The organism is Pseudomonas psychrophila (assembly GCF_001043005.1).
Taxonomy (GTDB): domain Bacteria; phylum Pseudomonadota; class Gammaproteobacteria; order Pseudomonadales; family Pseudomonadaceae; genus Aquipseudomonas; species Aquipseudomonas psychrophila.
Map to the genome: position 1 here is coordinate 345,413 of NZ_JYKZ01000002.1, position 16,480 is coordinate 361,892.

At 57.0% G+C, this 16,480-nt stretch carries 17 protein-coding genes; 13 read left to right on the forward strand and 4 right to left on the reverse strand.

The features are described 5' to 3' along the window. The first annotated feature begins 119 nt into the window (after positions 1–119). From eno to ispD, 3 genes are all read left to right on the forward strand, one after another. The gene (gene eno, locus TU76_RS07685; RefSeq protein ID WP_019822217.1) at positions 120–1,409 is read left to right on the forward strand and encodes a phosphopyruvate hydratase; all 1,290 of its coding nucleotides are present in this window, start codon (positions 120–122) and stop codon (positions 1,407–1,409) included. A gap of 168 nt (positions 1,410–1,577) precedes the next feature. Continuing rightward, positions 1,578–1,856: a cell division protein FtsB gene (ftsB, locus tag TU76_RS07690; RefSeq protein ID WP_019822218.1), complete on the forward strand. Its 279-nt coding sequence runs from the start codon at positions 1,578–1,580 to the stop codon at positions 1,854–1,856. Further along, a complete protein-coding gene (gene ispD, locus TU76_RS07695) occupies positions 1,853–2,557 on the forward strand; it encodes a 2-C-methyl-D-erythritol 4-phosphate cytidylyltransferase (protein WP_019822220.1) in 705 nt (234 codons plus the stop codon). The genes ftsB and ispD overlap by 4 nt, the downstream gene beginning before the upstream one ends. 123 nt (positions 2,558–2,680) lie before the next feature. On the opposite strand, the gene TU76_RS07700 is transcribed toward ispD, so the two are convergent. Beyond that, entirely contained in the window at positions 2,681–3,577 is an 897-nt protein-coding gene (locus TU76_RS07700) for a LysR substrate-binding domain-containing protein (RefSeq protein ID WP_046810488.1), read from the reverse strand. Between the two features lie 108 nt (positions 3,578–3,685). On the opposite strand from TU76_RS07700, the gene TU76_RS07705 reads away from it, so the two are divergent. The 8 genes from TU76_RS07705 to rpoS all read left to right on the forward strand — a co-directional run bounded on the left by TU76_RS07705 (position 3,686) and on the right by rpoS (position 10,941). Further along, positions 3,686–4,798: an S-(hydroxymethyl)glutathione dehydrogenase/class III alcohol dehydrogenase gene (locus TU76_RS07705; protein ID WP_019822222.1), complete on the forward strand. Its 1,113-nt coding sequence runs from the start codon at positions 3,686–3,688 to the stop codon at positions 4,796–4,798. Positions 4,799–4,953: 155 nt separating this feature from the next. Then, positions 4,954–5,796 carry an S-formylglutathione hydrolase gene (gene fghA, locus TU76_RS07710; protein WP_048351384.1) on the forward strand — a complete coding sequence of 281 codons (843 nt, stop codon included), beginning with the start codon at positions 4,954–4,956 and terminating at the stop codon, positions 5,794–5,796. A 62-nt stretch (positions 5,797–5,858) separates the two neighbouring features. Further along, positions 5,859–6,332 (forward strand): 2-C-methyl-D-erythritol 2,4-cyclodiphosphate synthase, encoded by a 474-nt coding sequence (gene ispF / locus TU76_RS07715; RefSeq protein WP_019822224.1) that lies wholly within the window; start codon positions 5,859–5,861, stop codon positions 6,330–6,332. Further along, on the forward strand, positions 6,329–7,387 hold the full coding sequence (gene truD / locus TU76_RS07720; protein ID WP_019822226.1) for a tRNA pseudouridine(13) synthase TruD: 1,059 nt from the start codon (positions 6,329–6,331) through the stop codon (positions 7,385–7,387). Before ispF ends, truD begins: the two co-directional genes overlap by 4 nt. Then, a complete protein-coding gene (gene surE, locus TU76_RS07725; protein ID WP_019822227.1) occupies positions 7,375–8,124 on the forward strand; it encodes a 5'/3'-nucleotidase SurE in 750 nt (249 codons plus the stop codon). Before truD ends, surE begins: the two co-directional genes overlap by 13 nt. A gap of 41 nt (positions 8,125–8,165) precedes the next feature. Beyond that, entirely contained in the window at positions 8,166–8,801 is a 636-nt protein-coding gene (locus TU76_RS07730; protein ID WP_173667434.1) for a protein-L-isoaspartate(D-aspartate) O-methyltransferase, read from the forward strand. A 210-nt stretch (positions 8,802–9,011) separates the two neighbouring features. Next, positions 9,012–9,830, forward strand: a complete 819-nt coding sequence (locus TU76_RS07735; RefSeq protein WP_019822230.1) for a peptidoglycan DD-metalloendopeptidase family protein — start codon at positions 9,012–9,014, stop codon at positions 9,828–9,830. Between the two features lie 106 nt (positions 9,831–9,936). Beyond that, complete coding sequence (gene rpoS, locus TU76_RS07740) at positions 9,937–10,941, forward strand: RNA polymerase sigma factor RpoS (RefSeq protein WP_046810484.1); 1,005 nt, start codon at positions 9,937–9,939, stop codon at positions 10,939–10,941. Between the two features lie 614 nt (positions 10,942–11,555). On the opposite strand, the gene TU76_RS07745 is transcribed toward rpoS, so the two are convergent. The 3 genes from TU76_RS07745 to TU76_RS07755 are packed head-to-tail and all read right to left on the reverse strand — an operon-like array spanning position 11,556 to position 14,106. Next, a complete protein-coding gene (locus TU76_RS07745; protein ID WP_019822234.1) occupies positions 11,556–12,605 on the reverse strand; it encodes an alkene reductase in 1,050 nt (349 codons plus the stop codon). Between the two features lie 20 nt (positions 12,606–12,625). Then, the gene (locus TU76_RS07750) at positions 12,626–13,792 is read right to left on the reverse strand and encodes an MFS transporter (RefSeq protein ID WP_019822237.1); all 1,167 of its coding nucleotides are present in this window, start codon (positions 13,790–13,792) and stop codon (positions 12,626–12,628) included. An 11-nt stretch (positions 13,793–13,803) separates the two neighbouring features. Further along, on the reverse strand, positions 13,804–14,106 hold the full coding sequence (locus TU76_RS07755) for an ArsR/SmtB family transcription factor (protein ID WP_019822239.1): 303 nt from the start codon (positions 14,104–14,106) through the stop codon (positions 13,804–13,806). 156 nt (positions 14,107–14,262) lie between these two features. Here TU76_RS07755 and TU76_RS07760 point away from each other — a divergent pair, with 156 nt between their 5' ends. Next, positions 14,263–14,850: an acyl carrier protein phosphodiesterase gene (locus tag TU76_RS07760; protein WP_048351385.1), complete on the forward strand. Its 588-nt coding sequence runs from the start codon at positions 14,263–14,265 to the stop codon at positions 14,848–14,850. Positions 14,851–15,277: 427 nt separating this feature from the next. Next, the gene (locus tag TU76_RS07765) at positions 15,278–15,547 is read left to right on the forward strand and encodes a hypothetical protein (protein ID WP_019822242.1); all 270 of its coding nucleotides are present in this window, start codon (positions 15,278–15,280) and stop codon (positions 15,545–15,547) included. Positions 15,548–16,480 lie beyond the last annotated feature (933 nt).

A 16,480-nucleotide genomic window follows, 5' to 3' on the forward strand; every position in this document is an offset into this window, starting at 1 on the left:
TCGGGCCTCTGGGCCCGAGCCTTATCGCCCGCAAGGCTGCCCGCTATTTGCCCCTTGCCGCCGATAACAATATTTCCCTCAGCTGCGTCGTTTTCGTCAACTTTGGAGTGTTTACAACAATGGCAAAAATCGTCGACATCAAAGGTCGTGAAGTTCTCGACTCCCGTGGCAATCCCACTGTGGAAGCGGACGTGCTTCTCGACAACGGCATCATCGGCAGCGCTTGCGCGCCGTCCGGTGCATCCACCGGTTCCCGTGAAGCGCTGGAACTGCGTGATGGCGACAAGAGCCGTTACCTGGGCAAAGGCGTTCTGAAAGCCGTTGCCAACATCAACGGCCCGATTCGTGATTTGCTGCTGGGTAAAGACCCGGTTGACCAAAAGGCGCTGGACCACGCGATGATCGCGCTGGACGGTACTGAGAACAAAGGTTCCCTGGGCGCTAACGCCATTCTGGCGGTGTCTTTGGCTGCTGCCAAAGCGGCTGCACAGGACCAGGACCTGCCGCTGTACGCGCACATTGCCAATCTGAACGGTACTCCGGGTGTTTACTCGATGCCGGTTCCGATGATGAACATCATCAACGGTGGCGAACACGCTGATAACAACGTCGACATTCAAGAGTTCATGGTTCAGCCGGTTGGCGCCAAGACCTTTTCTGACGCGTTGCGCATGGGCACCGAAATCTTCCATCACCTCAAAGCTGTGCTCAAGGCCCGTGGCCTGAACACCGCCGTGGGCGATGAAGGTGGTTTCGCACCTAACCTGGCTTCCAACGAAGATGCACTCAAAGTGATCTCCGAAGCCGTGGCAAATGCCGGTTACACCCTGGGCACTGACGTGACCCTGGCTCTGGACTGCGCTGCCAGCGAATTCTACGAAGATGGTAAGTACAACCTGTCGGGCGAAGGTCAAGTCTTCAACTCCGAAGGTTTTGCTGAGTACCTCAAAGGCCTGACTCAGCGCTACCCGATCATCTCCATCGAAGACGGTCTGGATGAGTCTGACTGGGATGGCTGGAAAATCCTGACCGACAAAATCGGTGAGAAGGTTCAACTGGTCGGTGACGACCTGTTCGTAACCAACACCAAGATCTTGAAAGAAGGCATCGACAAAAGCATCGCCAACTCGATCCTGATCAAGTTCAACCAGATCGGCACCCTGACCGAAACGCTGGAAGCTATCCAGATGGCCAAGGCTGCTGGTTACACGGCTGTGATCTCGCACCGTTCCGGCGAAACCGAAGACTCCACGATTGCCGATCTGGCAGTGGGTACTGCGGCTGGCCAGATCAAGACCGGCTCTCTGTGCCGTTCTGACCGTGTTTCCAAGTACAACCAATTGCTGCGTATCGAAGAGCAATTGGGTGCTAAAGCCAAGTACAACGGTCGTGGCGAGTTCCGCGGCTAAGTACTGAATCGTAAAAAGTCAGCAGATTGTGTTGAAATGCTCGTCAACTCGGGCCTTTTGACACTAATCTGATGCTTCTGTATACAAGCCTGGTTCTTCCAGGCTTTGTACTATTCGTTGTTTACGTTTGTCGGCATGGCTGTCTTTTTACTGGATACCTGATATTCGATGCGCAGTCCCTATTGGTTGTTTCTCGTCCTGCTCTTGCTGCTGGCTGGCCTACAGTATCGCCTGTGGGTGGGGAATGGCAGTTTGGCGCAGGTTACCGACCTGACTCAGCAAATCGCCGATCAGCGTGCTGAAAACGAAATTTTGCTGGAGCGTAACCGCGTGCTGGATGCGGAAGTGCTGGAGCTTAAAAAAGGCATGGAGACCGTTGAAGAACGCGCTCGCCATGAGTTGGGCATGATCAAGGAGGGTGAAACCCTCTATCAGTTGGCCCAATGAGTCATTCATCACCGGCCTTTTGGGCCGTGATTCCTGCCGCGGGCGTGGGTGCCCGTATGGCCGCAGACCGTCCCAAGCAATATTTGCAGTTGGGCGGGCGCAGTATTCTCGAACACAGCATCAGCTGTTTTCTCGATCATCCAGGCCTCAAGGGGCTGGTGGTCAGTGTCGCTTTTGATGACCCATTTTGGCCGTCTTTGCCGTGTGCTTCTGATGCGCGGGTAGTGCGGGTGGACGGCGGGCGTGAGCGGGCGGATTCCGTACTCAATGCGTTGTTGTACCTGCATGCGCAAGGCGCAGCGGATGACGACTGGGTGTTGGTCCATGATGCGGCCCGGCCCAACCTGTCCCGTGAAGACCTGGACAAATTGCTGGGTGAGTTGGCTGACGACCCTGTGGGTGGTTTGCTGGCAGTTCCCGCGCGGGACACGCTCAAGCGAGTCGACAAAAAAGGTCGTGTGGTCGAAACCGTTGATCGCAGCTTGATCTGGCAAGCCTATACACCGCAGATGTTTCGCCTGGGGCCATTGCATCGCGCGCTGGCGGACAGTCTCGTGGCCGATGCGATCATTACCGACGAATCTTCGGCAATGGAATGGGCCGGCCTGGCCCCGCGACTGATCGAAGGGCGTGCGGACAATATCAAGGTCACCCGCCCGGAAGACCTTGAGTGGTTGCGATTGCGTTGGGCTACTCGCTGATCAGAGTGTCCCGGGGACTTGTGGGAGCGGGCTTGCTCGCGATGACATCACCTGGTTTTCCCGGCAGACTGTGGCGTCTGCATCGCGAGCAAGCCCGCTCCTACAGGTAATAGGAGCAGCGGCTTAGCCCTGATACTCCTTCCGCTTGGCCAAGCCTTCCTTCAAGTAATCCACCAGTTTTCTGACTTTGGGCGATAAATGCCGCTGTTGCGGATACAGCGCCCAAACCGCAGTGTTGGGCGGCTGGTGGGTGTCGAGCAAAGACACCAGAGCTCCGGTCTTTAAGTGCTCCAGCACGTAGTAGTCCGGCAACTGGCAAAGTCCCACACCCTGAAGTGCAGCATCCAATACCGCCTGCCCACTGTTGCAGCGCCAATTCCCCTGCACCCGTTGCGAAAACTCACGCCCGTCCTGCTGCAATTGCCATAAATCCGTGCTGCCAATCAGACAGTTATGTCGGCTCAGCTCTGACAGGCTGTGGGGGCGGCCATAATGTTCCAGGTACGAAGGCGACGCGCAGACATACATGCGTCTGGGGGCGAGTCGCGTGGCCACCAGCCTTGAGTCCTGCAAGCGACCCAGTCGAATTGCCAGATCCAGGCTTTCATGCACTAGGTCCAGCGGTCGATTGCTGAGCTCTATATCGACCCGTAACTGCGGATACAGCCCCATGAAACGCGTCACCAATGGCACGATAAAACGTTCGCCATAGGCCACCGCGCAGGTCATGCGCAGCATGCCCTTGGGCTCGCTGGCCAGATCCCCTATCGCTCGCAGCGCCTCTTCACGTCCGTCTTGAAGGCGCTGGCAATGCTGCAAGAACGTTTGTCCGGCCTCTGTCAGCGTGACCTTGCGAGTACTGCGGTAGAACAAACGGGTCTGCAGGCGCTCTTCGAGCCGCGCTACCTGGCGACTGATGTGGGACGAAGAGACGCCAAGACGCTCGGCCGCCGCAGTGAATTGGCCGCACTCGGCCACGGCGACAAACTCATCGATACCTTCCCAGCGGTTTTCATTCACGGGGGATTATCCCTATATGGCAATAATGTTTTGCTTTTGTCTGGATTATTAATCACTCAGCGCTGATTTACACTCGGCGTCTTGTTTTTACTTTGCTGGAGACGATCGATGATCAAGTCACGTGCTGCCGTAGCCTTCGAGGCCAAAAAGCCGCTGGAAATCGTAGAAGTTGACGTTGCCATGCCCAAGGCTGGCGAAGTACTGCTGCGGGTTGTGGCGTCGGGTGTTTGCCATACCGATGCCTACACCTTGTCAGGCGCGGACCCGGAAGGCATCTTCCCGTCCATCCTGGGTCATGAAGGCGGCGCCATTGTTGAAGCCATTGGCGAAGGCGTGACCTCTGTTGCGGTCGGTGATCATGTGATCCCGCTGTACACCCCAGAATGCGGCAAGTGCAAATTCTGCCTGTCGGGCAAGACCAACCTGTGCCAGGCGATTCGCTCGACCCAAGGCAAGGGCTTGATGCCGGACGGCACCACGCGTTTCTCCTACAAGGGGCAGCCGATTTTCCACTACATGGGGACTTCGACCTTTTCTGAATACACCGTGCTCCCGGAAATATCGGTCGCCAAGATTCAGAAAGATGCGCCGCTTGAGAAGGTTTGCCTGCTGGGTTGCGGCGTGACGACCGGGATCGGCGCGGTGCTCAACACCGCCAAGGTCAAGCCGGGTGACACCGTGGCCATCTTCGGTCTGGGCGGCATTGGCCTGTCCGCGGTGATCGGTGCGGTGAAAGCCAAGGCAGCACGGATCATTGCAATCGACATCAACCCGGCCAAGTTCGAGATCGCCCGTCAGTTGGGTGCGACCGATTGCGTCAACCCTAAAGACTTCGATCGCCCGATTCAGGAAGTGATCGTCGACATGACGGATGGTGGTGTCGACTTCTCCTTTGAATGTATCGGCAATGTGAACTTGATGCGTGCGGCGCTGGAGTGCTGCCACAAAGGGTGGGGCGAGTCTGTGATCATCGGCGTAGCCGGTGCCGGTCAAGAAATTTCGACCCGCCCATTCCAGCTGGTAACCGGTCGTGTCTGGCGCGGCTCGGCATTTGGTGGCGTACGTGGCCGCACTGAGCTGCCGAGCTATGTCGACATGGCGCAAAGCGGCGAGATTCCGCTGGATACCTTCATTACCCACACCATGGGCCTTGAAGATATCAATAAGGCATTTGACCTGATGCATGAAGGCAAAAGCATTCGCACCGTCATCCATTTCTAATTAACAGCGGTAAGTCTAAACACCGCTAAACACGTGTGGGAGCGGGCTTGCTCGCGATTGCAGCTACCCGGTTTGATTGAAGGACCGAGTTGTCTGCATCGCGAGCAAGCCCGCTCCCACAGGTGGGGTGTTTTGCTTACGGTCTGGAGCTGCCCATGACATTGGAAAATATCTCCTGCCAAAAAAGCTTTGGCGGTTGGCACAAGCGTTACAAGCATCGCTCTGAAGTGCTGGGCTGCGACATGGTCTTCGCCGTGTACTTGCCCCCGCAGGCGGAGCAGGGCGCGAAGTTGCCGGTGCTGTACTGGCTGTCGGGCTTGACCTGCAACGACGAGAACTTTATGCACAAGGCCGGTGCAATGAAGATGGCTGCCGAGTTGGGGCTGATCATCGTGGCGCCGGACACCAGTCCCCGTGGTGAAGGTGTGCCGGATGACCCGCAGGCTGCTTGGGACTTTGGTTTGGGTGCAGGTTTTTACCTGAATGCTACGCAAGAGCCTTGGTCGCAGCATTATCGGATGCACGATTATGTGGTGCAGGAATTACCGGCTTTGGTCGAGGCGCATTTTCCTGCTTCGCAAAAGCGCGGCATCAGCGGGCACTCGATGGGCGGGCACGGGGCATTGGTGTGTGCACTGCGCAATCCTGGCCGCTATCAGTCGGTCTCGGCTTTCGCGCCGATCAGCAATCCGATGGACTGCCCATGGGGGCAAAAGGCGTTCTCCAATTACTTGGGCGAAGAACGCGCCCGTTGGCGTGAGTGGGATGCGAGCGTGTTAATTGGCGAGGCACGTGAAAAGCTGCCGCTGCTGGTCGACCAGGGTGACCGGGATGACTTTCTGAGTGTTCAGCTCAAGCCTGAGGTGCTGCAGCAGGCCGCTAAACTTGCTGACTACCCGTTAACCCTGCGCCTGCAGCCAGGCTACGACCATAGCTATTTCTTTATCGCAAGTTTCATTGATGACCACTTGCGTCATCACGCCAATGCACTGAGCTAATAGCGCCCAATGTTGGACAAAGTAGGTAGAATCACGCCCTGACTTAATCGGGGCGTTTTTTTATGCGTATTGGCCACGGCTATGATGTGCACTGTTTCGCTGAAGGCGATTTCATTACGTTGGGCGGCGTGCGGATCTCCCACAAATTCGGGCTGCTGGCCCACTCTGATGGCGATGTGCTTTTGCATGCCCTCAGCGATGCCTTGCTGGGGGCTGCGGCACTTGGTGATATAGGCAAACACTTTCCGGACACCGATCCGACCTTCAAGGGCGCTGACAGTCGCGTCCTGCTGCGTCATGTCGTGGGTCTGATCCATGCCAAGGGCTGGAAAGTCGGCAATGTCGACAACACCATCATTGCCCAGGCGCCGAAAATGGCGCCGCATATTGAAACAATGCGAGCGCTGATCGCTGCGGATCTAGAGGTTGAATTGGACCAGGTAAACGTAAAGGCCACTACCACTGAAAAGCTCGGCTTCGTTGGTCGTGAAGAAGGTATTGCGGTGCACTCCATTGCGTTGTTGGTTCGCGCATGAACGAGTCTGATCTGCTCGGCCCGCGGGCCTACGGCGAGGCGCTGGGCACTGCTGTGCTCAAAGCGACGGCTGAAGATTTTCAAGTCGACGAAGTGCTTGATATACCGCTGTCCGGTGATGGCGAGCATCTGTGGTTGTGGGTCGAGAAACGCGGCCTGAACACCGAGGAAGCCGCGCGCCGCATCGCCAAGGCGGCGGGCGTGCCTTTGCGTACGGTCAGTTACGCGGGTCTCAAGGACCGCCAGGCGTTAACCCGCCAATGGTTCAGCGTGCAGTTGCCGGGCAAGGCAGACCCTGACTTGTCGGGCGCTGAAAACGACACTCTGAAAATTCTCAAGACCTCACGTCACAAGCGAAAATTACAGCGAGGCGCCCACGCGGCCAACGGTTTCACATTGCGCCTGACGCAGCTGGCCGGGGACAAGGACGCGCTGCAGCAACGCCTTGAACGGATCGCCAAACAGGGTGTTCCTAACTATTTCGGCACCCAGCGATTCGGCTGGCAAGGTGGCAACGTGGGGGAGGCGCGTGATTATGCTGCGCGCAAGGCCTTGCCTGAGCAGCGTAATGTTCGCTCGCGGCTGCTTTCCACCGCTCGCAGCTATCTGTTCAATCAGGTGCTGGCAGCGCGGGTGGCTGATGGTAGCTGGCAGCGGGCGCAGGTCGGCGATTTGCTGGCCTTTACCGACAGCCGCAGTTTTTTCCCGGCGGGCGAGGCTGAATGCAGCGATCCGCGGCTGGGCATTCTCGATCTGCACCCCACCGGCCCGCAGTGGGGCGAGGGCGAGTCACCGACCACCGGCGCGACCCATGCGTTGGAGCAGTCGATTGCAGAACGCGAAGCGGACTTGCGTGACTGGCTGGTTCGCGCGGGCATGAGCCATGAGCGACGTATCCTGCGACTGCCCATTGGCCGATTGACGTGGCATTATCCGCAGCCTGACGTTTTGCAACTGGAATTTGTTCTGCCGGCCGGATGCTTCGCCACTGTTCTGGTGCGCGAGCTTGTTGATCTGGTGCCTTTGGATCAAGCGGATAGCCTATGCGTATTCTGATTTCAAACGATGATGGGGTCACTGCCCCGGGCCTCGCCGCGCTTTACGGTGCGCTGGCCGATTACGCCGAGTGTGTGGTGGTTGCCCCGGATCAAGACAAAAGCGGAGCGAGCAGTTCGCTCACGCTGGACCGTCCCCTGCATCCGCACACGCTGGCCAATGGTTTTATCAGCATTAATGGAACACCGACCGATTGCGTGCACCTGGGCCTTCACGGCTTGCTGGAGCCTCAGCCGGACATGGTGGTATCCGGCATCAATCTGGGCGCCAACCTGGGTGATGACGTGTTGTATTCCGGCACGGTGGCGGCGGCTCTTGAGGGGCGCTTTCTGGAGCGTCCATCCTTTGCCTTTTCGTTGGTGTCGCGCCAGGTCGACAACTTGCCGACGGCGGCATTTTTTGCCCGCAAGCTGCTTGAGGCCCACGCCTCACTGGACTTGCCACCGCGCACGGTCCTCAATGTGAATATTCCTAACTTGCCGCTTGAGAACATTCGCGGCATTCAACTCACCCGCCTGGGCCATCGGGCACGGGCAGCGGCGCCGGTACGGGTTGTTGACCCGCGTGGCAAGGCTGGCTACTGGATTGCCGCCGCGGGCGACGCCGAGGACGGCGGGCCTGGGACGGACTTTCATGCGGTGATGCAGGGGTATGTGTCGATCACGCCTCTACAACTGGATCGCACCTTTGGTGATGGTTTCAAAAGCCTGAATGGCTGGCTGGAGGGCATGGGCTGATGGCGCGCGAGCAGGATGGCATGATGCACCGTGGCATTGGCATGACCTCTGAACGCACACGAGAGCGGCTGATTCAGCGCTTGCGTGAAGAGGGCATCGTTAACCAGAACGTGCTTGAGGTCATTCGCCGCACGCCACGTCATCTGTTTGTGGATGAAGCCCTGGCACACCGCGCCTACGAAGACACTGCGCTGCCAATCGGCAATAACCAGACCATCTCCCAGCCTTACATGGTGGCGCGCATGAGCGAGCTGCTGCTTGAGGACGGGCCGCTGGACAAGGTGATGGAAATCGGCACCGGATCGGGTTATCAAACCGCCGTGCTCTCGCAACTCGTTGAACGCATATTTTCGGTCGAGCGCATCAAGGTGCTGCAGGACCGGGCCAAGGAGCGATTGCTGGAGCTCAACCTGCGCAACCTGGTGTTCCGCTGGGGCGATGGCTGGGAGGGCTGGCCAGCGCTGGCGCCTTACAACGGCATCATCGTGACGGCAGTAGCCACAGATGTACCGCAGGCATTGCTCGACCAGCTGGCTCCCGGTGGGCGCCTGGTGATCCCGGTGGGTGCGGGAGAAGTCCAGCAATTGATGTTGATCGTACGCGAAGAGCACGGTTTTGCCCGGCGGGTGATCGGTAATGTGCGCTTTGTGCCACTGCTTAACGGGCCGCTGGCCTGAGTCTTTATTCGAGCCGGGTGAATTATAGGGTGAGCTGCGGGTCATAAAGCCCGTCACCCCGGGCCCTGCCCAGTGTTTGTTTGTATTTTATACAGTGTGTTTATGATTAGGCTTTGCAGTCTGTAAAAGCCCTGTAGCCAGTTATACTTGCGCTAAACCATGGCCAGTACTGGCGTTTTACTATTTAGCCATCTTCAAAGGGAGCGGCGGGTGAGTCTCACAGTCATTGCGCAGCGTATGAGCAGCAAAAGCTTTCAGAGGCTGGTGGTCGGTCTGTTCCTGAGTGCCACACTGGCTTTGTTGGCAGCGTGCTCCAGTAGCCCAAAAAATGGCGTCAATGTCGTTGACCGTAACGGGGTAGCCCAACGTCCGGCAGTGACCACAGGCCAATACGCCGTGCGTCGTGGCGATACCTTGTTCTCCATTGCTTTTCGGTACGGCTGGGACTGGAAGGCGCTGGCTGCCCGTAATAACATCGGCGCCCCGTTCACCATTGTCCCTGGCCAGGTCATTCGTTTTGACGGGCGCTCGGGTACCCAGCCAGCGGGCAGCACGACAAGAACAGTAGTGTCGTCCTCTGCAGGCAGCAAGACCACGGTAATCAAGCGTTCCGCCACTGCACCTGTAGCTGCTGCGCCGCTGCCAGCAGGTCCCGCGCCCAAGGGCTGGGGATGGCCTTCAAACGGGATTTTGATCGGCAAATTCTCTTCAAACGGTAGTTTGAATAAAGGTATTGATATCGCCGGTGATTTGGGACAGCCTGTTTTAGCTGCGTCTGATGGGTCGGTTGTATACGCTGGCAGTGGATTGAGGGGCTACGGCGAACTGATCATCATCAAACACAGCGATACCTACGTCAGTGCTTACGGACATAACCGTAGGCTGTTGGTTCGGGAGGGGCAGCAGGTCAAGGTCGGACAGACAATTGCCGAAATGGGGTCAACTGGTACAGACCGGGTGAAACTTCACTTTGAGATTCGCCGTCAAGGTAAACCTGTAGATCCATTGCAATTCCTTCCTCGCCGTTGATCGGTTACCAGCCTGTTCCTGATGTGGATAAGGAACAGGCTCCAGCGTTGCCAAGGACTTGGGCGATGCTAGAGCTTGAGGTCGAACTCATCAAAGGACTATAGCAATGGCTCTCAACAAAGAAGCGCCGGGGTTTGACATCGACGATGAGGTGCTCCTTATGGACTCCAACATCGACAGCGACTTGATGTCAGAAGAAGACGATTCAACCCCTACAGCTCGAACCAAGTCCAAAAAAGCACCCGCTACAAAACAGCACAAGTACATTGACTACACACGGGCGCTTGATGCGACCCAGTTGTATCTCAATGAAATTGGCTTCTCCCCGTTGCTCTCCCCAGCAGAAGAAGTTCACTTTGCACGCTTGTCGCAAAGTGGCGATCCAGCCGGGCGCAAACGCATGATTGAAAGCAACTTGCGGCTGGTGGTGAAAATCGCACGCCGTTATGTCAATCGTGGGTTGTCGTTGCTTGACCTGATTGAAGAGGGCAACCTGGGACTGATTCGGGCCGTCGAGAAATTTGACCCGGAACGAGGGTTTCGCTTCTCGACTTACGCCACCTGGTGGATTCGCCAAACGATTGAACGGGCGATCATGAACCAGACCCGTACCATCCGTTTACCGATCCATGTCGTTAAAGAACTCAATGTCTATCTGCGAGCAGCGCGCGAACTCACGCAAAAGCTCGATCATGAACCTTCCCCTGAAGAAATCGCCAATCTCCTAGAAAAACCTGTCGCAGAGGTCAAGCGCATGCTTGGGCTCAATGAACGGGTGTCTTCGGTAGACGTTTCTTTAGGCCCGGACTCAGACAAAACCCTCCTTGATACCCTCACCGATGATCGCCCTACAGATCCTTGCGAGCTGCTTCAGGACGATGATTTGTCGCAGAGTATCGATCAATGGTTGTCTGAACTCACCGACAAGCAGCGCGAGGTCGTCATTCGCCGTTTCGGGCTACGCGGTCATGAGAGCAGTACCCTTGAAGATGTAGGTTTGGAAATCGGTCTGACACGTGAACGCGTGCGCCAGATCCAGGTCGAGGGGCTCAAGCGCTTGCGTGAAATCCTTGAGCGCAATGGTCTGTCGAGCGAGTCGCTGTTCCAGTAGTTCACAACAGGCTGACTTTAAACCCCGAGCTGTTCGGGGTTTTTTGTGGGTCATGGAAAATTGTTTCGGCTGCAGTTTTAGCCTGTGTCTGATTGGTTTGGCTCTGAAATGGAATGTCACTGACAAGATTGATTATTACCTGCGTAGTGCTGTAAGCCTTTACTTACCTTTCATGTAAGCCAAGTGCGAAAATAGGTCAGGCAAATGCCTTTTTCTTACTTTGGTTTGTTCATAAGTCCATGAAAAATAAGGTTTTATATTTTTTTCATAAAGTGGCCATGTAATAAAAATCTATAACTGCTGCGCTTGCAGCAATCCTATAAAACTCTAGTATTTGAATTGTGTCGACGGATCGACACCACGCTCAAGGAAGAACGCAGACGGACATCGCGGGATGCGATTCATCAGGATGATGAGAAGGAAAAAAGGGACTAGGGAAAAAATGTGGGCGGGTCAAACCGCCCCTTTTTTTTTGCCCGAAAAAACTCAAGAGAGCAGCGTTTTATCTTCTGCAGGTTCTCATAAAGCGTGTCACCGAATCGTTCAACGCAAAACGCCCAAGGTCATTAACCTCGGGCGTTTTGCGTTGGGGTATCAAACAGCCTTTTCAGTGCTTACAGCACCGGATAGTCGATATAACCCACGGGACCTTTTACATAGAAGGTTTCTGGGTGCGCTTCATTGAGCGGCGCATCGACCTTCAGGCGTGCAGGCAGGTCCGGGTTGGCGATAAACGGTACGCCAAAGGCTACGGCATCTGCCTTGCCCGCTGCCAGCCATGCATTGGCGCTGTCCTTGGTGAAACTCTCATTGGCGATGTACGGGCCGCCAAAGGCTTGTTTGAGCTGTGGGCCGAGGCTGTCTGGCGCTTCATGCTCACGGGAGCAGATATACGCAATGCCACGCTTGCCCAGTTCGCGGGCTACATAACCAAAGGTTTCAGCCAGATTGTCGTCACCCATATCGTGCAGGTCGGCCCGTGGCGACAAATGCACGCCAACCCGGCCAGCACCCCAGACGTCGATGGCTGCGTCGGTGACTTCAAGCAACAGGCGCGCGCGGTTCTCTACGCTGCCACCGTACTGGTCGGTGCGCTTGTTGGTGCTGCTTTGCAGGAACTGATCGAGCAGGTAACCATTCGCGCCATGAATTTCTACGCCGTCAAAACCGGCAGCTTTGGCGTTTTCTGCGCCGGTGCGGTAGGCCTCGACGACATCCGCGATTTCGGCCGTTTCCAGTGCGCGAGGTGTCGGGTACTCAACCTTTGGACGAACCAGGCTGACATGGCCTTTGGCGGCAATGGCGCTTGGGGCGACCGGCGCTTCGCCGTTCAGGTACATCGGGTGCGAGATGCGTCCGACATGCCACAACTGCAACGCGATCCGGCCACCGGCAGCGTGTACTGCCTTGGTGATGTTGGTCCAGCCGCGCACCTGATCGTTGGACCAGATGCCCGGGGTGTCAGGGTAGCCGACGCCCATCGGCGTCACCGAAGTGGCTTCGCTCAGGATCAGGCCCGCTGAAGCGCGCTGAACGTAGTATTCAGCCATCAGCGCATTGGGAACCCGACCTTCATCGGCGCGGCAGCGTGTTAGCGGAGCCATGATGATGCGGTTGGGCAGTTCGAGATCGCCCAGCTTGATCGGATCAAAAATCGTGGTCATTTATGCAGCCCTCTCAAGGATCAGTGTGTGGCAGTGGCCAGTTCGGCATTGCCGTTCTGGCGAAAAGTAATCAGGGTGACCAGCAGCGCTAGAATCGCCAGCGCTGCAGCGGCCAGCGGAACGCTGGTCAGGCCGAAGCCGTGGGCGATGACGCTGCCGCCCACCCAGGCGCCCAGCGCATTGCCGACGTTGAAAGCGCCGATGTTCAAGGTTGACACCAGGTTGGGTGCGGCCTTGCCGAAGGTCACGACATTGATTTGCAGCGCCGGTACGGCGGCAAATGAGGCGGCTGCCCACAGGAACAGGGTTATTTCGGTCGGGATCACGGCGACGCTGGTCCAGGTCAGTACGGTCGACAGCACGGCCATCGCGATAAAAACACCGATCAATGTAGCGGCCAGACGCTTGTCTGCCAGCTTGCCACCGATGATATTGCCCACGGTCAGGCCAAGGCCGATCAGCAGCAAGGTCCAGGTCACGCCGCTGGGCGATACGCCGGTGACATCACCTAGCAGGGGCGCGACATACGTGAACAGGGTGAACATGGAGGCGGAAAACAGCGCAGTCATGCTCAGGGACAACCAGATCCCGGCGCCTTTGAGTGCGGCAAGTTCGGCACGCATATCGAGCTTTTCTTCATCGCGCTTGGCGGGCAAATAGCGGATCAGACCGATCAGGGCCACGACTCCAATCACGGTGACTGCAAAAAACGTCGAGCGCCATCCTGCGGCTTGCCCCAAAGCGGTGCCCAAGGGCACGCCCAGCACATTGGCCAGGGTCAGGCCGGTAAACATCAGTGCCACCGCCGAAGCGCGCTTGTTGGCGGGTACCAGGCCTGCAGCCACTACCGAGCCAATGCCGAAGAAAGCGCCGTGACACAAGGCTGTAACCACCCGGGCAAACATCAGCACGTTGTAATCGCTGGCGAGGGCACAGAGCAGGTTGCCGATGATAAAGATCACCATCAACGCGACCAGCGCGGCTTTGCGCGGCAACTTGGCCGTGGCCATTGCCATGAACGGAGCACCGATGGCCACCCCCAGCGCGTAACCGGTCACCAGCCAGCCAGCGCCCGGGATTGATACACCAAGATCGGCCGCTACATCGGGCAACAAACCCATGATCACGAACTCGGTGGTCCCGATGGCGAAAGCGCTGAGCGCCAGAATGAGGAGTGAGAGGGGCATGAAGGTCCTTGTTAAAGCTCTTGGCTGATTTTTTCGAGGAAGACCTTGATGGTTTCCTCATTACGTTTGAAGAAGTGCCACTGGCCATGCTTTTGGCTGGTAATCAGACCCGCTCGTTGCAGCGTTGCCAGGTGGGCAGAGACCGTCGACTGCGACAGGCCGCAGAGCTGATCAAACTGCCCGGCGCACACGCCATGTTCGGTTGAGTGGATTTGGTCAGGGAAAGAAGCATCGGGGTTTTTGAGTGCGTTGAGAATTTCTCGGCGTACTGGGTGTGCCAGGGCTTTTATTATTTCGTCGAGGTCAATCGGCATGATGGCAGTGCTCAATGAGGTGTAGCGTTATATCGCGATGAGGCGAACCTTAAATCGTTATATCGCGATATACAAATATGAATTTGATCTTAGTTCAGTTCAAATCGGTATATCGGGTTATAACGATATGAGTGGGGCAGTGCTAAACTGCGCGCCATGAATTATCTCGCACATCTGCACTTGGGCGGTCAGCGTCCGGAAGAATTACTCGGTAGCCTGTATGGCGATTTCGTCAAAGGGCGGCTGCATGGTCAGTACAGCCCTCAGATTGAACAGGGCATTCAACTGCACCGCAGTATTGATGTGTTTACTGACAACCACCCTCTGGTTGATCAGTCGCTGTCGCGATTCACCCGGACCCGCAGGCGCTATGCGGGCATCGTGTTGGATGTGTTTTTCGACCACTGCCTGGCGCGGGACTGGATGCAGTATGCCGAAGGGCCGCTGGAGCGTTTTACTTCCGATTTTTACCGTGTGCTGGTGGCTGAGCAGCAGTTGCCGCGCAGGCTGGCCAGCATCGCACCGCACATGGCGGCCCATGACTGGTTGGGTTCGTACCGGGATTTTGACGTGCTGGAGCAGGTGTTCAACGGGATTGCGCGGCGTCTGTCGCGACCCGAAGAACTGGCGGGGGCGATGCAGGATTTAAAGGCCTTGTACGAACCGCTCAGTGAGGATTTTCGAGCGTTTTATCCGCAGTTGCAGGCGTTTGCGGCGGGCTGCTACCGGCAGGGATATCTGTAGTCGCTGCCGAAGGCTGCGATCTGCTGCGAAGCAGCAGCAAAAAACCTCTGTTGATACGTGCATCGATGTGGACTCGATTTCCCATGGACATGGGATTGCTCGCGTTGCTTAACGCTCACGTTTCTTCAGGATTTTTCGCACAGGGTTGGCAATTGCTGGGGCTTAGTGCGCGGCCTATAGTCGGTGCTCGCCGATATGGCGACCGGATTTGGCGATCCGGGAACAGCCTAGAAAATACGCAATTGCTATAAATACCGGAGCGTGTATTTTGCTCGCTGTGTTTTATGGCAGCTGTACGTGGGAGATCTTCGGATCTGCCGGGTTTTCTGGGCTCTAACCGGTTCGCCAACCCGCGTACAGCGGCCACCTGTTTTTGTTTGGCGACGAAAACGGATGGCTAGAACTTTAGAGCAACAGAGGTTTACTTATGACTAACTCCACGTTTGTTCCTCTTACCGCTATCGACTGCACCATCCCCGCCTTATTGATCGACCGCAACGCTCCTCTCGATGTGCTCCACGCCAACGCCGTCGCCCGCGTGCTGGCCGTAACCCAGTTGATGGAAATGTTCTCCTGCCGCGAAGTGCAGCAGGCCGATTCTGTCGATCTCAAACACCTGGCCACGGTTTCGGCGCAATTGCTGCGCGACGGTTGTGATCTGCTGGATGTCTTGGGCTGGCGCTTGCGGCCTGTTTGATAGCGTTTTTATTACTGATGTATTGAGTACATATCCGGCATCAGCGTTTAACTGGAATATTGGTTTCGCTCTTACAGCGAGTCCCTTTTTGAAGGACCAAAAAGGAACCAAAAAGTCCTCGCCCCAGCGTACGGCCCTCGCTTCGCTCAGGTGTCCCTCGCTCCGGTCCAGCTCCGTGGGCCCGCCGTGACGGGCCATCCTTGGCCCAACACGGCTCTCCCGGCATCCATGCCGGGATGCCCACTGCGCAAAACCTCCTCTCGGCCTCCCGAAGGGGCGGGCAGATCAAAAGCATTGCGCCCAGAGGCGGCCGACCGGCCGGCCTGGTTGGTGAGTTGCACTCACGATCCGTAGCAGCTGACGAGCCGTGCGAGGCTGCGTCCGGTTGCGAAGCGACCGTAAAACCTGAGTCCGGGATTTACCTGAACGACCGCAGTATCCGGTTTTACGACTGCTACGTCGCAGTGGCGCACCAAACCGAACGCAGCCTCGCACGGATCGTCAGCGGCTTGTATGTTGGCGCTAAACCGTTTTTCGTAGGGTTCTGTGACGTCTGCGATGCATTTTGCTTTTGCTGGAGCCACACGAATGTCCAGACGACGCGAATGCCCATCACAGAAGGCCGAACGCAGGTGCTGTTATGGGGGTGGCGCGGCAGGACGCCGCGCCAGCCGCGATGGGCCATGGATGGCCCGTCGCGGCGTGCCCCCATGACAGTGCCGGAGTGAGGGAACCACCGAGCCTGGGCGAGGCGGCCGAATGGTAGGGCAAGCCTTTTTGGTTACTTTTTCGGCGTTTGGAAAAAGTGACCCGCCGTAAGGGCGGAACCCGTAGAAAGTCGTGACATATCGAATGGATATGTACTCGGCATCGCTGCGGGCGCATCGCAAAACAACTGGCACACGGGGTACATATCCGGCATTCGCGGTTAAC

What these genes read in the sequence shown, in the direction of transcription:
- TU76_RS07760 (WP_048351385.1), top strand. Translation starts at nt 14,263, where the DNA reads ATGAATTATCTCGCACATCTGCACTTGGGCGGTCAGCGTCCGGAAGAA.
- TU76_RS07750 (WP_019822237.1), bottom strand. Translation starts at nt 13,792, where the DNA reads ATGCCCCTCTCACTCCTCATTCTGGCGCTCAGCGCTTTCGCCATCGGG.
- ftsB (WP_019822218.1), top strand. Translation starts at nt 1,578, where the DNA reads ATGCGCAGTCCCTATTGGTTGTTTCTCGTCCTGCTCTTGCTGCTGGCT.
- ispD (WP_019822220.1), top strand. Translation starts at nt 1,853, where the DNA reads ATGAGTCATTCATCACCGGCCTTTTGGGCCGTGATTCCTGCCGCGGGC.
- truD (WP_019822226.1), top strand. Translation starts at nt 6,329, where the DNA reads ATGAACGAGTCTGATCTGCTCGGCCCGCGGGCCTACGGCGAGGCGCTG.
- surE (WP_019822227.1), top strand. Translation starts at nt 7,375, where the DNA reads ATGCGTATTCTGATTTCAAACGATGATGGGGTCACTGCCCCGGGCCTC.
- TU76_RS07755 (WP_019822239.1), bottom strand. Translation starts at nt 14,106, where the DNA reads ATGCCGATTGACCTCGACGAAATAATAAAAGCCCTGGCACACCCAGTA.
- TU76_RS07730 (WP_173667434.1), top strand. Translation starts at nt 8,166, where the DNA reads ATGACCTCTGAACGCACACGAGAGCGGCTGATTCAGCGCTTGCGTGAA.
- fghA (WP_048351384.1), top strand. Translation starts at nt 4,954, where the DNA reads ATGACATTGGAAAATATCTCCTGCCAAAAAAGCTTTGGCGGTTGGCAC.
- eno (WP_019822217.1), top strand. Translation starts at nt 120, where the DNA reads ATGGCAAAAATCGTCGACATCAAAGGTCGTGAAGTTCTCGACTCCCGT.
- TU76_RS07765 (WP_019822242.1), top strand. Translation starts at nt 15,278, where the DNA reads ATGACTAACTCCACGTTTGTTCCTCTTACCGCTATCGACTGCACCATC.
- TU76_RS07705 (WP_019822222.1), top strand. Translation starts at nt 3,686, where the DNA reads ATGATCAAGTCACGTGCTGCCGTAGCCTTCGAGGCCAAAAAGCCGCTG.
- rpoS (WP_046810484.1), top strand. Translation starts at nt 9,937, where the DNA reads ATGGCTCTCAACAAAGAAGCGCCGGGGTTTGACATCGACGATGAGGTG.
- ispF (WP_019822224.1), top strand. Translation starts at nt 5,859, where the DNA reads ATGCGTATTGGCCACGGCTATGATGTGCACTGTTTCGCTGAAGGCGAT.
- TU76_RS07745 (WP_019822234.1), bottom strand. Translation starts at nt 12,605, where the DNA reads ATGACCACGATTTTTGATCCGATCAAGCTGGGCGATCTCGAACTGCCC.